Source organism: Kitasatospora sp. NPDC087271 (assembly GCF_044744605.1).
Lineage (GTDB): Bacteria > Actinomycetota > Actinomycetes > Streptomycetales > Streptomycetaceae > Kitasatospora.
In genome coordinates this window covers 1-16,569 of the sequence record NZ_JBIUYQ010000049.1, presented here as the reverse complement: position 1 = coordinate 16,569, position 16,569 = coordinate 1, and the positions used below count along the sequence as shown (strand labels likewise).

Genomic DNA, 16,569 nt, shown 5'->3' with positions numbered 1-16,569 from the left:
CCGCCCCCGCGGCCCGCGTCCCCCCCGCCCGGCACGGCCCCGCTCCCTCCCCCCGGGTTCTGGGGGGCGGGGCCCGCCCCCTAAAACCGCGCCCCCCCCCCCCCCCCCCCCCCCCCCCCCCCCGCAGCTCTGGTAGCTAGAAGGCCGTGTGGGTCAGCCAGTGGTCCAGCAAAGCGCGGTCGCCCGCCACCGTCACCCGGTCGTCCTGCGGCGGGAGGCGGCGGGAGAGCACCAGCGTGCGGTCCGCCACCGCGCCCGACACCACCACGTCGGCCTCGACCCGCCCGCGCTCCCACCGCAGCGCCTCGGGCGCCCTGGTGACCACCCAGCCCTCCGTGGACCTCGGCCGGAACCCGACCCGCTCGCCCCGGCCGCGCAGCTCGGCGACCGCCGGCCTGGCCGACTCGAAGGCCGGCGTGCACAGCAGGTCGAGGTTCTCGCTGATCACGTCGGCCGCGAGGTCGTCGGCGATCTCGAACGCGGTGCCCGTCGCCGACGCCGCGTCGTAGTGATGGACGCAGGTGTCGCTCAGCTGCCTGCGGAGCCAGAACGCCGCCGGCCGTGGCCCGAAGAACGTGGGCAACTCGGTGTCCGCGCCGGTCTCCTGGACCGCGCGGACCAGGTCCTCCGCGCCCCCGCGAAGCCACCGGGCCCGCCCGTCCGGGGCGCCGGGATCGGCCTGCCACGGGTCGGGGACGGGCAACTGCTCGCGCGTGCGGACGAGTTCGGCCGCCCACCGGTGCTCCTGGCCGAGATGCCCGACGAGGGTGCGCAGCGGCCACCGTGGACAGGTGGGCACCGGGGTGTCCGGGTCCCTTCCGGCGACCGCGCGGCCCGTCCTCGCGCTCTACTCCCACAGGCCCTCCACGAGTCGTGCGGTGTCCAGCGTTGATGTCATGACGGCGCTCCTCTCTCGGGGTTACCTGGGTACGGTAGGAACTCCAGTCCGGTGGAGGTTCAAGTGCCTTTGCTCGATGAGATGTTGGGGATCGGCGAGCTGGCCCGGTTGACGGCCGTGCCGGTGTGGACCATCCGCTTCTACTGCGACGAGGGCATCGTCGACTCGGTGCGCAGCACGGGCGGGCACGGCAGGTTCGACCGGGTGGTCGTGGAGCGGCTGGGCCTGGTCAGACGGCTGCGCAGGCTCGGGCTCGGGCAGCCTCGAACGCTCCGCCCGTCCTGGCGCCGCCGGGGTGTGCTGATCGCAGCGCCAGGCCCGTCCGGGTGAACGGCAGCCCGGGTTGCTTCGTCCACGCACCTCGAAGGCGTCAAGCTGGCCGCGAAATCCGTACCCCCGAGGAAAGGCCGGTCGATGGCTCGCGCGCTGATCGTGGTGGATGTGCAGAAGGACTTCTGCGAGGGAGGGAGCGTCCCGGTCGGCGGGGGCGCCGACCGGGCCCGGGCGATCGCCGAGCTGGTCCAGGGCCCGGAGCGGGAGGGCTGGGCGCGGGTGGTCGCGACCCGGGACCACCACATCGACCCGGGCCCGCACTTCTCCGCGCGGCCGGACTTCCGGGAGTCCTTCCCGGTGCACTGCGTGGTCGGCAGCGAGGGCGGCGAGTTCCACCCGTCCTTCGCGCCCGCCGTCGACGCGGGCGCGGTGGACGAGGTGTTCTTCAAGGGCGCGCACTCGGCGTCCAAGAGCGGGTTCGAGGGCTTCGCGGCGGACGGCACCCGGCTCGCCGACTGGCTGCGCGGCCAAGGCGTGGACGCGGTGGACGTGGTCGGGATCGCCACCGACCACTGCGTGAAGGCGACGGCGCTGGACGCCGTGAAGGCCGGGTTCGCGACCAGGGTGCTGCTGGACTACACGGCGGGCGTGGCCACCGACACCACGGTCACCGCCCTCGGCGAACTCCGGCAGGCGGGCGTGGACCTGACGGGCACGCCGGTCGTGCTGGCCGGATGAGGTTTGCGCGAGAAGTCGGCCTGGCCGACTTCTCGCGCAGGTGTGGTTCAGACGTCCCGCTGCCCACCCGATCCACGTGTCGCGGTCGGCACTTGAGTGACTGGTTGAGACCGCTTGTGTCGGTCCGTCAGCTGTGGTGTGTGAGATATGTGGTGCAAACACGACCATTTGTGGCGGGTCGCTGTTAGGGTGCCCATCTGAACGCCAACTCTCCATGATGTGAGCGGCATTGGAAGAGAGGGCGTCGACTCCACCTCCGTAGCCGACACCCGAGGAAGCGCGTGAGAGCCGAAGACGTCCCCCTGCTGTTCCAGGAGCTGGCCCGCGAGTTCGCGGACGTGACCGACATGTCTGTGGCGGCGACCGGCTCGTTGGCCCGAGGCGAGCACCGCACCGGGCCCGCCGGCGACATCGTCTCCAACCTCGACCTGATCCACGTCGTGGCCGACGGGGCCGACGTGCCGGAGGTCCGGGCCGTGCTGGGGCGGACGATGCGGCGGATCTCCGACACGTTCCGGATCGAGACGACGTCCGTCATAGCCAGGCTCCCGGCGTTCCGGCTGGCCGGCCACGCCCACTACCGGATCAGCATGCGGCCCGAGTGGTTCTGCGACGGCCTCGGGCTCGGGCCGGAGGCCTTCGACCATCCCGGCCACGACGAGGACGACCCGCGCGCGGCGCTGGCCTGGATGATGCAGCCCGTCCCCTACTACCTGGCCAAGGCGACCATCCTGGACCCGACGACCAACCTCGCCAAGGCCCGCAGGGCGGCGGTGCGGCTGGCCGACCGGTTCGACCTGGAGGACATCCGCGAGGGCCTCGACGACCTGCCGGGTTCGCTGCGCACCTTGATCGCCAAGCACGACATCACCCCGCTCGAATCCACCGCCCGCTACCTCGCCGCCCCCACCCACCCCGCCATCGCGCAGCTCGTCCGCGACGCGGTCTTCGTCGAGGGCATGGGCCTGTCGTCCGCCGACTCGATGGTCGTCATGCTGCCGTCCGCCCCGAACTGACCCGTACCGGAGAACACCGAATGTCCACCCGGCAGCACGTGGAGATCCTGCCCCCGCACCCGTTGCGGGCCGGCTACGACCGGGCCCTGGAGCGCGGGTCGATAGCCGACGCCTTCCAGCGGCGCCTGGAACCCGCCAACTTCACCCCCGGCTACCTCGGCGCCCTGACCGAGCGGGTCGAACAGGCCCTGGGCCGGGACCCGGGGGACGAGGCCATGCGGTGGCGCCTGGCCTTCCTCCTGCTCCAGAACAACGCCACCGCGGCCGGCGTCGAACGGGCCGGGGAACTGCTCGCCGGCGCCACCCTCCCGCAGGCCGTCCGCCTGGCCCGGCTGGTGGCCGGGATCCGCAGCAGGGCCGACCGGCCGCGTACCGGCCGCCGCGTCCGGCGGGTCAACTGGTCGATCAACAACCGCTGTCCGATGTCCTGCCAGGGCTGCTACAACCCGTTCGCGGCGGAGCAGATCGACCTCGACCAGGCCAGGCGGATCGTCGGGAAGCTGGCCGCGCACGGGACCACCGACCTGGTCCTGGCCGGAGGTGACCCGCTGCTGTGGCCGCCGGTCTTCGACGTGGTCGACCACGCCATCGCCAGTGGTCTCAAGGTCGGCCTCGACACCACCGGCTACACGCTCACCGCCGAGAAGCTCTCCCGGCTCCACGGCCTGTCCTCGCTGCGGCTGCCACTGGACGCCGTCACGCCGGAGGTGCAACGCGCCTTCCGCCGGAGTCCGGACGACAGGCTCCTCGACGCGCTGCTGGAGTCCCTCGCCCTGTGCGACGCCGAGGGCTTCGACCGGGTGCGGGTGCACACCGTGGCGAGTGCCGAGAACCTCCACCAGTTGCCGGAGCTCGCCGAGGAGGTGCTGTCCCACCCGTCGGTCGCCCAGTGGGTGATCTTCCAGTGGTGGGGCCGGCGGGCCTCGCCGGCCACGGTGCGCAGGCTCGGCGTGGCGGTGGAGGAGGTCCGCGCGGTCGTCGACGGGATCCGGCGCGACCACCCCGGCCGGGAGATCCACCTCGCGGAGAGCAGCGAGCGGGAGCTGCTGAACTGGATGATCCAGTCGAGCGGGCAGGTGGTCACCTTCGGGTCGGGCGCGGAGGAGGAGTTCATCCTGGGCAACCTCCTGACCGACGAGGTCGAGGAGATCCTGACCCATCCGATCCTGGACTTCGAGGCCATGGCGCGGGGGATCCCGGTCACCCCGGGAACCGTGTTCGGCGCTCCGGACACGGCCCTGGGATAACAGAACGGTTTCGGAGCCCACCCTCTCCGCGCCCAGGTCTTGACGGCGCGGGGATGGTGGGCGTTTGCTGTGACCCGCTCGTTCGAACCTGTTTGGTTCTGGTTTGTTTTGTGTATTTGAACGTTCAAAACCCTTCAAGCTCCCTCCCCCTGCCTCGCCCTTCCTACCTCAACCCTTCCTCGCCACCCCTCAGAGAGGAATGCAATGTCACACCTTTCCCGTCGTGATCTGCTCCGAGCCTCAGGAGCGGGCCTGCTGGCCCTGACCGCCGGCGGCACGCTCGCAGCCTGCGGCGACTCCGGCTCCGGGGGCGCCTCGGGCGGGGACGCCGACACCGGCAACATCACCGTCTGGTCCTGGGCCACGGCCGCCGAAGCCCTGCGCGGGATCGTCCCGGCCTTCCAGAAGGACAACCCGGGGATCACGGTCGACGTCCAGGACATCGGCGAACCGGCCATCTGGGACAAGATCACCGTCGGCCTGGCGGCCGGCGGCCAAGGCCTCGGCGACGTGCTGCACATCGGCTGCGACTACCTGCCCGGATACCAGGAGAAGTTCCCCGGCGGCCTGGCCGACCTCTCCGCGCTCGGCGCCGACGCGCACAAGGACAAGTTCGCCAAGGGCCTGTGGCCCGTCGTCAGCGGCAAGGACGGCCACGCCTACGCACTGCCCTGGGAGGTCAACCCGCTCGGCTTCTTCTACCGCAAGGACTACTTCGACAAGGCGGGCATCGACCCCGAGTCCTTCGCCACCTGGGACGACCTGCTCGCCGTGGCCGACCGTTTCAAGGCCGCCAACCCCGGCGTCGCCCTGATCGGCATCAACAGGGCCGCCAACCCCACCCCCGACCTGGACTTCGTCCAGGCCCTGATGCAGCTCCAGGGCGCCTTCTACTTCGACCTCCAGGGCAAGATCACCGTCGGCTCGGAGGCGGCCGTGCGCGCCCTGACCATCGTCAAGCGGCTGGACGAGGCCGGGCTGATCGGCGACACCCCCGGCGTCCAGAGCTGGCCGCCCGTGATGAAGGCCGGCAAGCTCGCGGTGGCCGCGATGCCCGCCTGGGTCGCGCACTACCTGGAGAAGAAGATCCCCGACCAGAGCGGCAACTGGCGTCTCACCAAGCCCCCGGCGGTCACCCCCGGCGGCAAGCGCACCGCCCTGGTCAACTCCACCCACCTGGCCGTCGCCGCCTCCAGCCCGCGCCGCCGCGCCGCCTGGAAGTTCGTCGAGTACACGGTCACCCGCCCGGCCTCGGTGAACGCCATGTTCAACGCGGGCGGCGTCTTCCCGGCCCTCACCGAGGCCTACACCGACCCGCTGTACGCCGCGCCGAGCGCCTACTACGGCGGGCAGCCGGTGCTCAGGACCTTCGCCGACCTCGCCACCGAGGGCGGCTACCCCACCAACTACTCCGGTGACTACGCCCGCGCCCTCAAGCTCGTCAGCGACGCCCAGGTCAAGGTCCTCCTCAAGGGCGCCGACCCGGCCGCCGTCCTCCAGGACGCCGCCAAGCAGCTCGCCCAGCAGACCGGGCGCGGTATCGCATGAGTGCCGCCAGCCCGCCCGCCGCCCTCTCCAGGAGGTCCGCAGCGCGGCGCCGGTCCCGCCGGCGGCGCGCCGCCGTACCGTACCTGCTGCTCGCGCCCGCCCTGCTGACCTTCGGCGTGTTCAAGGCCTACCCGGTCGTCGAGTCGCTGCTGCTGTCCTTCACCACCGGCTCCGGCGCCGCCACCCGCGACGCAGGCCTCGCCAACTACCGGCGCCTGCTGGACGACCCGCTGTTCTGGACGGCCCTGTCCAACACCGGCGAGATCCTCGTCATGCAGGTCCCGCTGATGCTCGGACTGGCCCTGCTGATGGCCGTCGGCATCAACTCCGCGGTGGTGCGCTGGCGCACGGTGTGGCGTCTCGGCGTCTTCATGCCCTCGGTCACCGGCCTGGTCGCCACCGGCGTGATCTTCGCCTACCTGCTCAAGACCGACGACGGTGCGGTCAACTGGGTGCTGAACGCCGTCGGCCTGCCCTCCGTCGACTGGCTGGGCCAGCCCGTCTGGGCCCGGGCGGCCGTCGTCGTGGTGCTCACCTGGCACTACACCGGATACAACGCCGTCATCTACCTCGCCGGACTCCAGTCCATTCCTAGGGAGTTGTACGAGGCCGCGATGGTCGACGGCGCCGGACCGATCCGCCGCTTCACCTCCGTCACCGTCCCCGCGCTGCGCCCGGTGCTGCTGTTCACGGTCGTGCTCTCGACCATCGGCACGCTCCAGCTCTTCGACGAACCGTACGTGCTGACCGGCGGCGGGCCGGACAACGCCACCCTGACCGTCTCCATGTACCTGTACCAGAACGGCTTCCGGTACTACGACTTCGGCTACGCCTCCGCCGTCGCCTACGCGCTCACCCTGCTCGTGACGGTGCTCGGCGCCGTCCAGATGCGCCTGATGGGAGAGCGCGACAAGTGACCTCCCAAAGCGATACCTCCAAGAGCGATACCCCCCAGAGCGAGGCCTCCGAGCGCGTGAACCCCCTCAAGAAGCTGCGCGGCTGGCCGCTGACCTTCCTCCTCGCCGGCATCACCGGGCTGTCGATCGCCCCCTTCTACTGGCTGGTGGTCTCCGCCACCCGCAAGGACACCGAGGTCTTCGACTGGCCGCCCAAGCTGCTGCCCGGCGGGAGCCTCGGCGAGAACCTGAGCCACCTGGAGCAGAAGATCGGCCTGCTCAGGGTCGTCGGGAACTCCCTGCTGGTGGCGGGGGTCCAGACGCTGGGCGCCCTCGTGGTGGCGCTGCTCGCGGGCTACGCCTTCGCCAAGTTCCGCTTCCGCGGCCGGACCCTGCTGTTCGCCCTGCTGTTCTCCACCCTCGTGGTGCCCGAACAGGTCATGCTGGTACCGCTGTTCAAGATGATGACGAACTTCGGCCTGCTGGACACCTACCAGGCGCTGATCCTGCCCGGCCTGTGCGTGCCCTTCGCCATCTTCCTGATGCGGCAGTCGCTGAGCAGCCTGCCGGACGAACTCCTGGACGCCGCCCGGGTCGACGGCGCGGGCGAGTTCCGGGTGCTGTTCAGCGTGGTGGTACCGGTCATGAGGCCCGTGCTGGCAGCCCTCTCGATCTTCCTCTTCCTCGGCTCCTGGAACCAGTTCGTCTGGCCGCTGATCGCTCTGCGCAGCCCCGGGATGCACACCCTGCCGGTCGCCCTCGCGACCCTGCACGGCAACAAGAGCAACACCGACTACGGCGCGATCCTCTCCGGCACCGCGCTGTCCACCCTGCCGATGATGGTCCTCTTCCTGGTCCTCCAGCGGCAGTTCATCTCCGGCCTGCTGGCCGGCGCCACGAAGGGCTGAACATGACCGAGATCTGGGAACCGCACGCCCCCGCCGTCGCCGGCGGCCTGCGTCCGCTCCACGCCGAGGGCCTGGACCTGCGGGTCAGCGGGAACGCGAGCGCCCGCGGGGCGGGCGACGGAATCGTCGAGGTGACCGCCGAGGGGGAGGGCGACGTCCGGATCGAGTGGCGGGTGCCGTGCGTGGACGCCACCGCGTTCTGGACGCCCGAGCCGCGCGGCACCGGCCGGCTGCCCGCCGCGTGGAGCGCCCCGCGTCGCACCGGCCTGGCCGACGGCGCCCCGATCGCCGCCCTGATCGGCACCGGCGACCTCGCGATCTGCGCCTTCGCCGCCGAGCGCGTCGACGTCCTGGTCGGCGCCGGAGTGCTGGAGGAGACAGGCGAGTTCCGCTTCTGGGCCCAGGCCGCCGGCCGGCTGACCGTCCGCATCGACACCTCCCGCCGGCACTTCGCGCGCTGCCTGGCCGACCTCGCCGCCTGGTGGTGGGCGGGCCGCGCGGCCGACATCCCCGCCATCCCCGAGGCCGCCCGCCGCCCCGCCTACTCCACCTGGTACTCGATGCACCAGGACGTCTCGCCGAAGGCCGTCGAGACCCAGGCCGCGCTCGGCAAGGAGCTCGGCATGGACGTCATCATCGTCGACGACGGCTGGATGACCGCCGACCGCACCCGCGGCTACGCGCACTGCGGCGACTGGGAGCCGGTCTCGCTGCCCGACACCGCCGCCCACGTCCAGCGCGTCCACGACCTCGGCGTGCAGTACCTGCTCTGGTACGCGCTGCCGTTCATCGGCAAGGACAGCGCCGCCTTCGAGGCGATCGGCCGCTACGCGCTCGCGGACGCCGCCCACCTGGGCGCGATCGTCGCCGACCCGCGCTACCCGGAGGTCCGCGCGTTCCTGACCGGCCGGCTCGCCCGTGCCGTCGAGGAGTGGGGCATGGACGGGCTGAAGGTCGACTTCGTCGACTGGTTCGCCCGCGCCGACGCGCCGGAGGCCGGGCCCGAGGCCGACTGCGCCACCGTGGACGAGGGCGTCGAGCGGCTGCTCGCCGCCATCCGCCGCCGGATCACCGCGGTCAAGCCGGGGGCGATGATCGAGCACCGCCAGCCGTACGTCAGCCCCGGCCTGTGGCCGTACGTCACCATGGTCCGCGCCACCGACTGCCCGCTCAGCCCGCAGGAGAACCGGCAGCGCACCATCGACGTGCGGCTCGCCGCCGGGCCCGTCCCGGTCCACGCCGACATGCTGATGTGGCACCCGGCCGAGCCGCCCGAGCAGATCGCCTGCCACCTGATCAACGTGCTGTTCTCGGTGCCGCAGGTCTCCGTCGACCTCGCGGCGCAGAGCCCCGGGCAGCGCGAGGCGATCGCCTTCTGGCTCGGCGTCTTCCGCGAGTACGTCGCCACCCTGCAGCTCGGCGAGCTGCGCCCGGCCCGGCCGGACCTCGGTTACCCGATGGTCACCGCCGTCGGCGGCGGCACCGTCGCGGTGGCCCGCTACGCCGCGCTGCCGGTGGACGTCTCCGGTGCGGACTGGCGCACCCTGCTGGTCGCCAACGCCGACGCCGACCCGGACGTCCGGCTCACCGGCGGCGGCGGGACGGCCGAGGCCACCGTGCAGGACGCCCGAGGGCGTATCGTCCGGCAGGGCGAGGTCGAGCTCGACCGGGCGGGCGGCATCACCGTGCCGCGCGGTGGGCTGCTGACCCTGCGCCGTCCGTAGAACCGAGCAGTGGTACCGAGCACCCGTCAGACCCGAGCAGCCGTCCTGGAGCCTCCGATGCCCGAGGGAACACCCCGACCGCGCCGCGGCGCCACCACCATCGAGGAGGTGGCCCGCGCGGCCGGGGTGTCCCGGCAGACCGTCTCCAACGCGCTCAACGCCCCCCAGCGGGTCCGCCCGGACACGCTGGCCCGGGTGACCGCGGCGATCCGCGAACTCGGCTACCAGCCCGACCAGTCGGCGCGTTCGCTGCGCAGCGGCGCCCGGCGCACCCTCGGCTACCTCGCCCCGGTGGACGACCCGTTCGACCCCAACCCGCTGATGGCCGGCTTCCTGGAGGCGCTGGTCGACGCGGCGGGGGCGCAGGGGCAGCGGGTGCTGCTGTTCCGTCCGGGGCAGGGTGCGGCCGAGAGCGGGGTCCAGCGGGCGGCCGGCCCGCTGGCGGCCATCGACGAACTGGTGGCGGCCCGTCAGGTCGACGGGCTGGTGCTGGCGGACGTGCTGGGCGACGACCCCCGGATCGGGCACGTCGTCCGGGCCGGCCTCCCGTTCGTCACCTTCGGACGGACGGGCCCGGGGCAGCCCCAGCACTGGGTCGACATCGCCAACGACACGGCGATGGCCGTGGTGGTGCGGCACCTGGCGGGGCTCGGCCACCGCCGGATCGGGTACGTCGGCCGCGCCGAGGACCTGCCGTGGATGGCCGCCCGGCGGGCGGGCTTCCTCGCCGAGGCGGCCCGGCTGGGCCTGTCCGCGGTGACGGCGGCGCGGCCGGACGTCGCGGCCGTGCGGGAGCTGCTGCGCGGGCCCGAGCGGCCGACGGCCTTCGCGGCGGGCAGCGACCTGCTGGCGCTGGACGTCTACGAGGCGGTCCGGGCGGAGGGATCGGCGGTCGGGCCGGCGGGGGTGGCGGTCACCGGTTTCCACGACACGCCGCTCTGCCGCCACCTGCACCCCGCGCTGACCTCGGTGCGGCTCCCGCTGCGGGCGATCGCCGCCGCCCTGGTGGAGCGGCTGCTCGGCCAGGTGCGCGGGGAGGCGCCGCCGGCGGGCGGTCTTGAGCTGGCCGCCGAGCTGGTGGTGCGGGCGAGTTCCCGGACGGGTCCGTAGGGGGCCCGTCAGGCCTGGGGGCCCTGCTCCCCGGTCGGCGCGACGATCAGCTCGCCCACCAACTGGGCGGCCGACGACCGGTGTTCGGCCGCCAGTGCGTCGTCGGTGACCAGCACGTCCAGTTGCTCCAGTGCGGCGAAGGAGGCCAGGCCGACCGCGTTCCACTTGGTGTGGTCGGCCACCACGACGACCCGGCGGGCGGACTGGAGGAAGGTCCGGTTGGTCTCCGCCTCGGCCAGGTTCGGGGTGGTCAGCCCGGCCTCGGCCGAGAGGCCGTGGCAGCCCATGACCAGCACGTTGACGTGCAGCGAGCGGATCGCCTGGTCGGCGACCGGCCCGACCAGCGCGTCGGAGGGCGTGCGGACGCCGCCGGTGCGGATCACCGTCGCGGTGGCGGGGGTGCCGTCCTCGTCGGGTTCCTCCAGCAGCTCCGCGATCCGCAGCGAGTTGGTGACGACGGTGAGTCCCTCGACGGCGCGCAGCTGCCGGGCGACCGCGAAGGTGGTCGTCCCGGCGGCCAGCCCGACCGCCGAGCCGGGCGGCACCAGGGCGGCGGCGGCCCGGGCGATGGCCTCCTTGGCGGGGAGCTGCCAGTTGGCCTTGGTCTCGAACCCGGGTTCGCCGCTGGCCGCCGCCTCCGTCCGCACCGCCCCGCCGTGCACCTTGTGCACCAGCCCGCGGCGGGCCAGCGCGTCCAGGTCGCGGCGGATGGTCATGTCGGACACCCCGAGGTCCCGGACCAGTTCGGTCACCCGGACGCCGCCGCGCGCGCGGACCCGCTCCAGGATCAGCACGCGGCGCTGTCCGGCGAGCGGTTGGGCGCTGTCAGCCATCGGGGGGCTCCTCGGGTCGGTGTGGTCCGCGTGACCGTTCGGCCGTCCGTCCAGCCGTCCGTCCAGCCGTCCGTCCAGCCGTCCGTCCGGCCGCCCGGCGGGCCACGGTCACCGCCATCATGGCAGGCGCGGGCCCCTTCCGGACAGCCGGGTCTGATGGATAATGTTGGATATTGTTGTTTCGTGTCGGATAGAGGGAAGAAGGCCATGGCCGGGACCCTGACCCAGCCCACCGCCAAGACCGTGACCACACTCGCGGACGGGCGACAGCTGATCTACTACGACAGCGGCGAGGCCGTCCCCCGGGACGCCGTCGACCGGCGCCCGCTCGACCCGCCCGCCCACGGCTCCGAGGTCCGGCTCGACCCGGCCACCGGAGCCTGGGTCACCGTCGCCGCGCACCGCCAGGCCCGCACCTACCAGCCCCCCGCCGAGGAGTGCCCGCTCTGCCCCTCCCGGGACGGCCGGCACAGCGAGATCCCCGCCGACGACTACCAGGTGGCCGTCTTCGAGAACCGCTTCCCCTCGCTGGCCGGCCCCCCGGCGGCGCTGGAAGGCGTCGGCGGACCGCGGGTCAGCGGCCCCGGCGCCGGGCGCTGCGAGGTGGTCTGCTTCACCGCCGACCACGACGCCTCCTTCGCCGACCTCGACGAGCGGCGCGCCCGCCTCGTCCTCGACGCCTGGACCGACCGCACCGCCGAACTCGCCGCCCTCCCCGGCGTCCGGCAGGTCTACTGCTTCGAGAACCGGGGCGCCGAGATCGGCGTCACCCTCGCCCACCCGCACGGCCAGATCTACGCCTTCCCCTTCACCACCCCGCGCACCGCCCGGATGGCCGCGCGCGCGGCCGAACACCGCGCCGCCACCGGCCGCAGCCTCTTCGACGACCTGCTCGCCGCCGAACGCGCCGACGGCGCCCGGGTGGTGCTCGCCGGAGAGCACTGGACGGCCTTCGTCCCCTTCGCCGCCCGCTGGCCGTACGAGGTGCACCTCTACCCGCACCGCCGGGTCGCCGACCTGACCGGCCTCGACGAGCCGCAGCGCGCCGAATTCTCGCGCCTCTACCTGGAGTTGCTGCGCCGCTTCGACCGCCTCTTCGGCGCCGGCCGCACCCCGTACATCTCCGCCTGGCACCAGGCGCCCGCCGGCCAGGAGGACGAACTCGCCCTCCACCTGGAGCTGTTCACCATCCGGCGCGCGGCCGACAAGCTCAAGTTCCTGGCCGGGGTGGAATCCGGCATGGACGCCTTCGTCAACGACGTCACCCCCGAGGACGCGGCCCGCCGGCTGCGGGAGGTAGCCCTGTGACCACGCCCCTAAGTACGCCCGTGACGACGCCCGTGACCACGCCCGTGGAGACTCCTGTGAACACCCCCGTGGCCTCCTTCGAAGAGCTCCACGGCCACGCCCCCGAGGGGGAGTGGGCCGCCCCAGGCCGGGTCAACCTGATCGGCGAACACACCGACTACAACCTCGGGTTCGTGCTGCCGATCGCCCTCCCGCAGGCCGTCCGCGCCCAGGCCCGGCGCCGCGACGACGGCCGGCTGCGGCTCTGGTCCGCCCAGGGCGACGGGGTGGTCGCCGACCTGGCCGTCGCGGACCTGGCCCCGGGCTCGGTGCCCGGCTGGGCGGCCTTCCCGGCCGCCGTGGTGTGGGCGCTGCGCGAGGCAGGGCACCCCGTCGGCGGTGCCGATTTCCGGCTGGAGAGCGACGTGCCCGGTGGTGCCGGGCTGTCCTCCTCGGCCGCCCTGGAATGCGTCGTCGCGATCGCGTACAACGACCTGTACGGGCTGGGGCTGTCCGCCCCCGACCTCGCCCTGATCGCCCAGCGGGCCGAGAACGGCTTCGTCGGCGTCCCCTGCGGGATCATGGACCAGATGGCCTCGATGTGCTGCCGCCCGGGCGCCGCCCTGCACCTCGACAGCCGGGACCTGGCGATGCGGCAGGTGCCGCTGGACCTCGCCGGCGCCGGCCTCGCCCTGCTGGTCCTCGACACCCTGGTCAAGCACGACCTCGGCGACGGCGCCTACGCCGCCCTGCGGGCCGGCTGCGAGCGGGCGGCCGCGCTGCTCGGACTGCCCGCGCTGCGCGAGCTGACGCCCGCCGCCCTGCCGGCCGCCCTGCCCCGACTCCCGGAGGAGCTGAGGCCGTTGGTGCGCCACGTGGTCACCGAGAACGAGCGCGTCACGGCCGCCGTCGCCCACCTGGACGCCGGCCGGCCCGCCGCGCTCGGCCCGATCCTCACCGCCGGCCACGCCTCGCTGCGCGACGACTACCGGGTCTCCTGCCCGGAGACCGACCTCGCCGTCGAGGCCGCCCTCGCCGCCGGCGCCCACGGCGCGCGGATGACCGGCGGCGGCTTCGGCGGCTCGGTGATCGCCCTCGTCGACGCACCGGCCGCCGACACCGTCGCCGCCGCCGTCACCACCGCGTTCCGCGCGGCCGGCTACGCCGCCCCGCGCACCCTCACCGCCGTCCCGGCCGAGGGGGCCCGCCGCACGGGCTGACCGGGCCCGTCGAGGTTGGCGCGGGGAGCACGCCTTCCCGGGGTCACGCCTTGTGGTCCGCCGGGCGCTCCGGAGAAGCCTCCGCGAGCGCCCGGGTGACCGCCTCCACCCCGGCGCGCAGCCCGTACACCGGCGTGCCCGGCTGCTGGCGCCAGGACTCGTCGATCCCGCCCGCGTCCACCGTGTCGAAGCCCAACTCGTCGATCAGCGCCCGCACCACGCGCTTGGCCGCCTCGTCGTCCGCCGCCACCGGCACGGCGATCCGCTCGGGATCGCCCTCCGGGCGCGGCCGCTCCAGCAGGTCCTGCGCGTAGGTGCCGTTGAACGCCTTCACCACGGCGTGGCCGAGGTGCCGCTCCGTCCACCGGCTCTCGGTCAGCCCGTCGTCCTCGATCGCGTCGATCCGGCCGTCGCGCTGCTGCGGGTAGTAGTTGCCGGTGTCGATCACCGCCGCGCCCTCGGCCGCGCCGTCCAGCAGCCCGGCCGGCAGGTCCGGCACGTTCTTCAGCGGCACCGTCACCACCACGACCTGCGCTCCGCGCGCCGCCTCGGTGGCCGGCACGGCCGTCGCGCCCGTCTCCTCGGCCAGGGCGGCCAGCGACTGGGGACCGCGCGAGTTGGCCACCGAGACGTCGTGCCCGAGCGCCGTCAGCCGTCGGGTCAGGTTGCCGCCGATGTTGCCCGCACCGATGATGCCGATCTTCATGTCAGACCCCTGTTCGCGAGTGTCACACGCCTGTCGTCCTGCCCCAACCACCCGGTGGCGCCGTCGATTCCCGGTGCAGGGTGGTTCTTCCGGACCCAGGGTCGGGCTGGGCCTGGCCCCGGCTCCACGGCCGTCGGGAGAGTGGGTGCCATGACCGACAACGCCCCGTCCGACAACGCCATGACCCGGGATCCCGCCGACCCCCGGGAATTCGCCGACCGCACCGTCCTGATCACCGGCGGCACCAGCGGCATGGGCCTCGCCGCCGCCCGCCGCCTCCTCGCCGCCGGCGCCCGGGTGGTCATCACCGGCCGTGACGACGCCCGGCTCGCCCGCGCCGCCGAACGGCTCGACGGCGGCGACCGGCTGCTCGCCGTCCGCGCCGACGTCGCCGCCCGGGCCGACCTCGCCCGGCTCGCCGCCACCGTCCGGGAGCGCCACGGCGCGCTCGACGGCGTCTTCGCCAACGCGGGCGTCGGCGTCTTCCAGCCCGCCGCCGACGTCACCGAGGACGACTTCGACCACACCGTCGACGTCAACTTCAAGGGCGTGTTCTTCACCGTCCAGCACGCCCTGCCCCTGCTGGAGGCGGCCGGCGGCGGCTCCATCGTGCTCAACGCCTCCTGGACCCCGCACCGCGGCCTGCCCGACGCCCCCGTCTACGCCGCGACCAAGGCGGCCGTCCTCAGCCTCGCCCGCACCCTCGGCAGCGGCCTCGCCGCGCGCGGCATCCGGGTCAACTCCGTCAGCCCCGGCTACATCGCCACCGAGATGTTCCACGCGGTGATCCCCGACCCGGCCGCTCACGAGCCGATCCGCGCGCGCATCCCGCTCGGCCGCCTGGGCCGGGCCGAGGACGTCGCCGAAACCGTCGCCTTCCTGCTCTCCGACCGGTCCTCCTACATCACGTCCCAGGACATCGTCATCGACGGCGGCCTGGTGCCCGCCGTCCAGGCCGTCGCGGGCTGACGTCCGGCTGATCCCCGGCTGCCCCCGGCCACGCCCCGCTACCGCCCGCTGCCCCCCGCTACCGCCCGCGCCCCGGTGCCGGCCGTGCCTGGTCCTGGCAGGGCCAGGCACGGCCGCCCGCCTCCGGGTGAGAATCATCCCCATGAACCCGACCAGTGCCCTGAGCGAGTTCCTCCGCACCCGCCGCGCCCAACTGCGGCCCGAGGACGTCGACCTGCCCGACTACGGCGGACGCCGCCGGGTCGCGGGGCTGCGCCGCGAGGAGCTCGCCCACCTCGCCGGGGTCAGCGTCGACTACTACACCCGCCTCGAACAGGGCCGCGTCGGCAACCCCTCCGAAGCCGTCCTCGACGCCGTCGCCCGCGCCCTGCAACTCGCCCCCGACGAGTCCGGCCACCTCCACCGCCTCGCCCGCCCCACCCGCCGCGCGCCCCGCCGCCGCACCGCCCCGCAGCAGCCCCGCCCCTCCCTGCTGCGGCTGCTCGACCAGCTCGACCACGTCCCGGCCCTGGTGATGGGCCACCGGATGGACGTCCTGGCCTGGAACCGCGCGGCCGTCGCGCTGTTCGGCGACTACGGCGCCCTGCCGGTCGAGGAGCGCAACATCGCCCGCGGCACCTTCCTCGACCCGGCCTCGCGCGAGCTCTACGGCGACTGGACGGCCTGCGCCCGCGAGAACGTCGCCTTCCTCCACCTGGAGGCGGGCCGCCGCCCCCACGACCCCCTCCTCGCCGAACTCGTCGGCCAACTCTGCGTCCACAGCGAGGAGTTCCGCCACCTCTGGGCCGAACACCCGGTCGCCGACAAGACCTCCGGCCGCAAGCTCTTCCACCACCCCATCGCCGGCCCCCTCGACCTCGCCTACGACACGCTCCGCCCCGCCGACGACCCCGACCAGGCGCTCGTCACCTACACCGCCGACCCGCACACCCCGTCGGACGACGCCCTGCGCCTCCTGCTCTCCTGGTCGGCGTCGGCGACCCGCTGAGCGGCCCGCTCCAACGGCCGCCTGCCCGAACGGCACGAGATCCTGGGCACGAAAAGGCCGGTCGTAGGCCCTCGCGGGGGTCGAGGGCCTACGACCGGGGTTCAGGGGGGTGTCGTTAGTCGAGGTCGTCGCCGAAGTCGGGGCGGATGCCCTTGGCGAACTGGATCTCGTCGTTGCTGGTGCCGGCCGCGACCATCGGCCAGACCAT

General features: G+C 73.6%; 15 protein-coding genes and 1 pseudogene. 13 read left to right on the top strand and 3 right to left on the bottom strand.

All coding sequences use genetic code 11. The features are described 5' to 3' along the window. Nucleotides 1–136 precede the first annotated feature (136 nt). Nucleotides 137–832: pseudogene (locus ACIO9K_RS37505) on the bottom strand (maleylpyruvate isomerase family mycothiol-dependent enzyme); the annotation flags it as partial. Between the two features lie 129 nt (nt 833–961). On the opposite strand from ACIO9K_RS37505, the gene ACIO9K_RS37500 reads away from it, so the two are divergent. From ACIO9K_RS37500 to ACIO9K_RS37460, 9 genes are all read left to right on the top strand, one after another. Next, nucleotides 962–1,228 carry a MerR family transcriptional regulator gene (locus tag ACIO9K_RS37500; RefSeq protein WP_400336373.1) on the top strand — a complete coding sequence of 89 codons (267 nt, stop codon included), beginning with the start codon at nt 962–964 and terminating at the stop codon, nt 1,226–1,228. Nucleotides 1,229–1,312: 84 nt separating this feature from the next. Beyond that, the gene (locus ACIO9K_RS37495; RefSeq protein ID WP_363626198.1) at nt 1,313–1,909 is read left to right on the top strand and encodes an isochorismatase family protein; all 597 of its coding nucleotides are present in this window, start codon (nt 1,313–1,315) and stop codon (nt 1,907–1,909) included. A 281-nt stretch (nt 1,910–2,190) separates the two neighbouring features. Then, the gene (locus ACIO9K_RS37490) at nt 2,191–2,925 is read left to right on the top strand and encodes a hypothetical protein (RefSeq protein WP_363626197.1); all 735 of its coding nucleotides are present in this window, start codon (nt 2,191–2,193) and stop codon (nt 2,923–2,925) included. A 20-nt stretch (nt 2,926–2,945) separates the two neighbouring features. After that, nucleotides 2,946–4,172 (top strand): radical SAM protein, encoded by a 1,227-nt coding sequence (locus ACIO9K_RS37485; protein ID WP_400336371.1) that lies wholly within the window; start codon nt 2,946–2,948, stop codon nt 4,170–4,172. 204 nt (nt 4,173–4,376) lie between these two features. Next, nucleotides 4,377–5,720, top strand: coding sequence for an extracellular solute-binding protein (locus tag ACIO9K_RS37480; RefSeq protein WP_363579917.1), 1,344 nt, complete (start codon nt 4,377–4,379; stop codon nt 5,718–5,720). Then, nucleotides 5,717–6,637, top strand: coding sequence for a sugar ABC transporter permease (locus ACIO9K_RS37475; RefSeq protein WP_363579918.1), 921 nt, complete (start codon nt 5,717–5,719; stop codon nt 6,635–6,637). Before ACIO9K_RS37480 ends, ACIO9K_RS37475 begins: the two co-directional genes overlap by 4 nt. After that, nucleotides 6,634–7,524, top strand: coding sequence for a carbohydrate ABC transporter permease (locus ACIO9K_RS37470; RefSeq protein ID WP_400336368.1), 891 nt, complete (start codon nt 6,634–6,636; stop codon nt 7,522–7,524). Before ACIO9K_RS37475 ends, ACIO9K_RS37470 begins: the two co-directional genes overlap by 4 nt. Before the next feature lie 2 nt (nt 7,525–7,526). Next, nucleotides 7,527–9,248 carry a glycoside hydrolase family 36 protein gene (locus tag ACIO9K_RS37465; protein WP_400336366.1) on the top strand — a complete coding sequence of 574 codons (1,722 nt, stop codon included), beginning with the start codon at nt 7,527–7,529 and terminating at the stop codon, nt 9,246–9,248. Between the two features lie 57 nt (nt 9,249–9,305). Further along, nucleotides 9,306–10,358: a LacI family DNA-binding transcriptional regulator gene (locus tag ACIO9K_RS37460; RefSeq protein ID WP_363626189.1), complete on the top strand. Its 1,053-nt coding sequence runs from the start codon at nt 9,306–9,308 to the stop codon at nt 10,356–10,358. Nucleotides 10,359–10,366: 8 nt separating this feature from the next. Here ACIO9K_RS37460 and ACIO9K_RS37455 read toward each other — a convergent pair whose 3' ends face one another. Next, nucleotides 10,367–11,191 carry a DeoR/GlpR family DNA-binding transcription regulator gene (locus ACIO9K_RS37455; protein WP_363626187.1) on the bottom strand — a complete coding sequence of 275 codons (825 nt, stop codon included), beginning with the start codon at nt 11,189–11,191 and terminating at the stop codon, nt 10,367–10,369. A 207-nt stretch (nt 11,192–11,398) separates the two neighbouring features. Here ACIO9K_RS37455 and galT point away from each other — a divergent pair, with 207 nt between their 5' ends. After that, entirely contained in the window at nt 11,399–12,499 is a 1,101-nt protein-coding gene (gene galT, locus ACIO9K_RS37450; RefSeq protein WP_400336364.1) for a galactose-1-phosphate uridylyltransferase, read from the top strand. 56 nt (nt 12,500–12,555) lie between these two features. Then, the gene (gene galK, locus ACIO9K_RS37445) at nt 12,556–13,698 is read left to right on the top strand and encodes a galactokinase (protein WP_400336362.1); all 1,143 of its coding nucleotides are present in this window, start codon (nt 12,556–12,558) and stop codon (nt 13,696–13,698) included. A gap of 43 nt (nt 13,699–13,741) precedes the next feature. Here the strand turns inward: galK and ACIO9K_RS37440 are convergent, their stop codons facing one another. Then, on the bottom strand, nt 13,742–14,455 hold the full coding sequence (locus ACIO9K_RS37440; RefSeq protein ID WP_363626181.1) for an NAD(P)-binding domain-containing protein: 714 nt from the start codon (nt 14,453–14,455) through the stop codon (nt 13,742–13,744). A gap of 99 nt (nt 14,456–14,554) precedes the next feature. On the opposite strand from ACIO9K_RS37440, the gene ACIO9K_RS37435 reads away from it, so the two are divergent. Together ACIO9K_RS37435 and ACIO9K_RS37430 are read left to right on the top strand one after the other, a co-directional pair. Next, complete coding sequence (locus tag ACIO9K_RS37435; protein ID WP_400336360.1) at nt 14,555–15,373, top strand: SDR family NAD(P)-dependent oxidoreductase; 819 nt, start codon at nt 14,555–14,557, stop codon at nt 15,371–15,373. Nucleotides 15,374–15,515: 142 nt separating this feature from the next. Further along, a complete protein-coding gene (locus ACIO9K_RS37430; protein WP_363626180.1) occupies nt 15,516–16,361 on the top strand; it encodes a helix-turn-helix transcriptional regulator in 846 nt (281 codons plus the stop codon). Nucleotides 16,362–16,569: the final 208 nt, after the last annotated feature.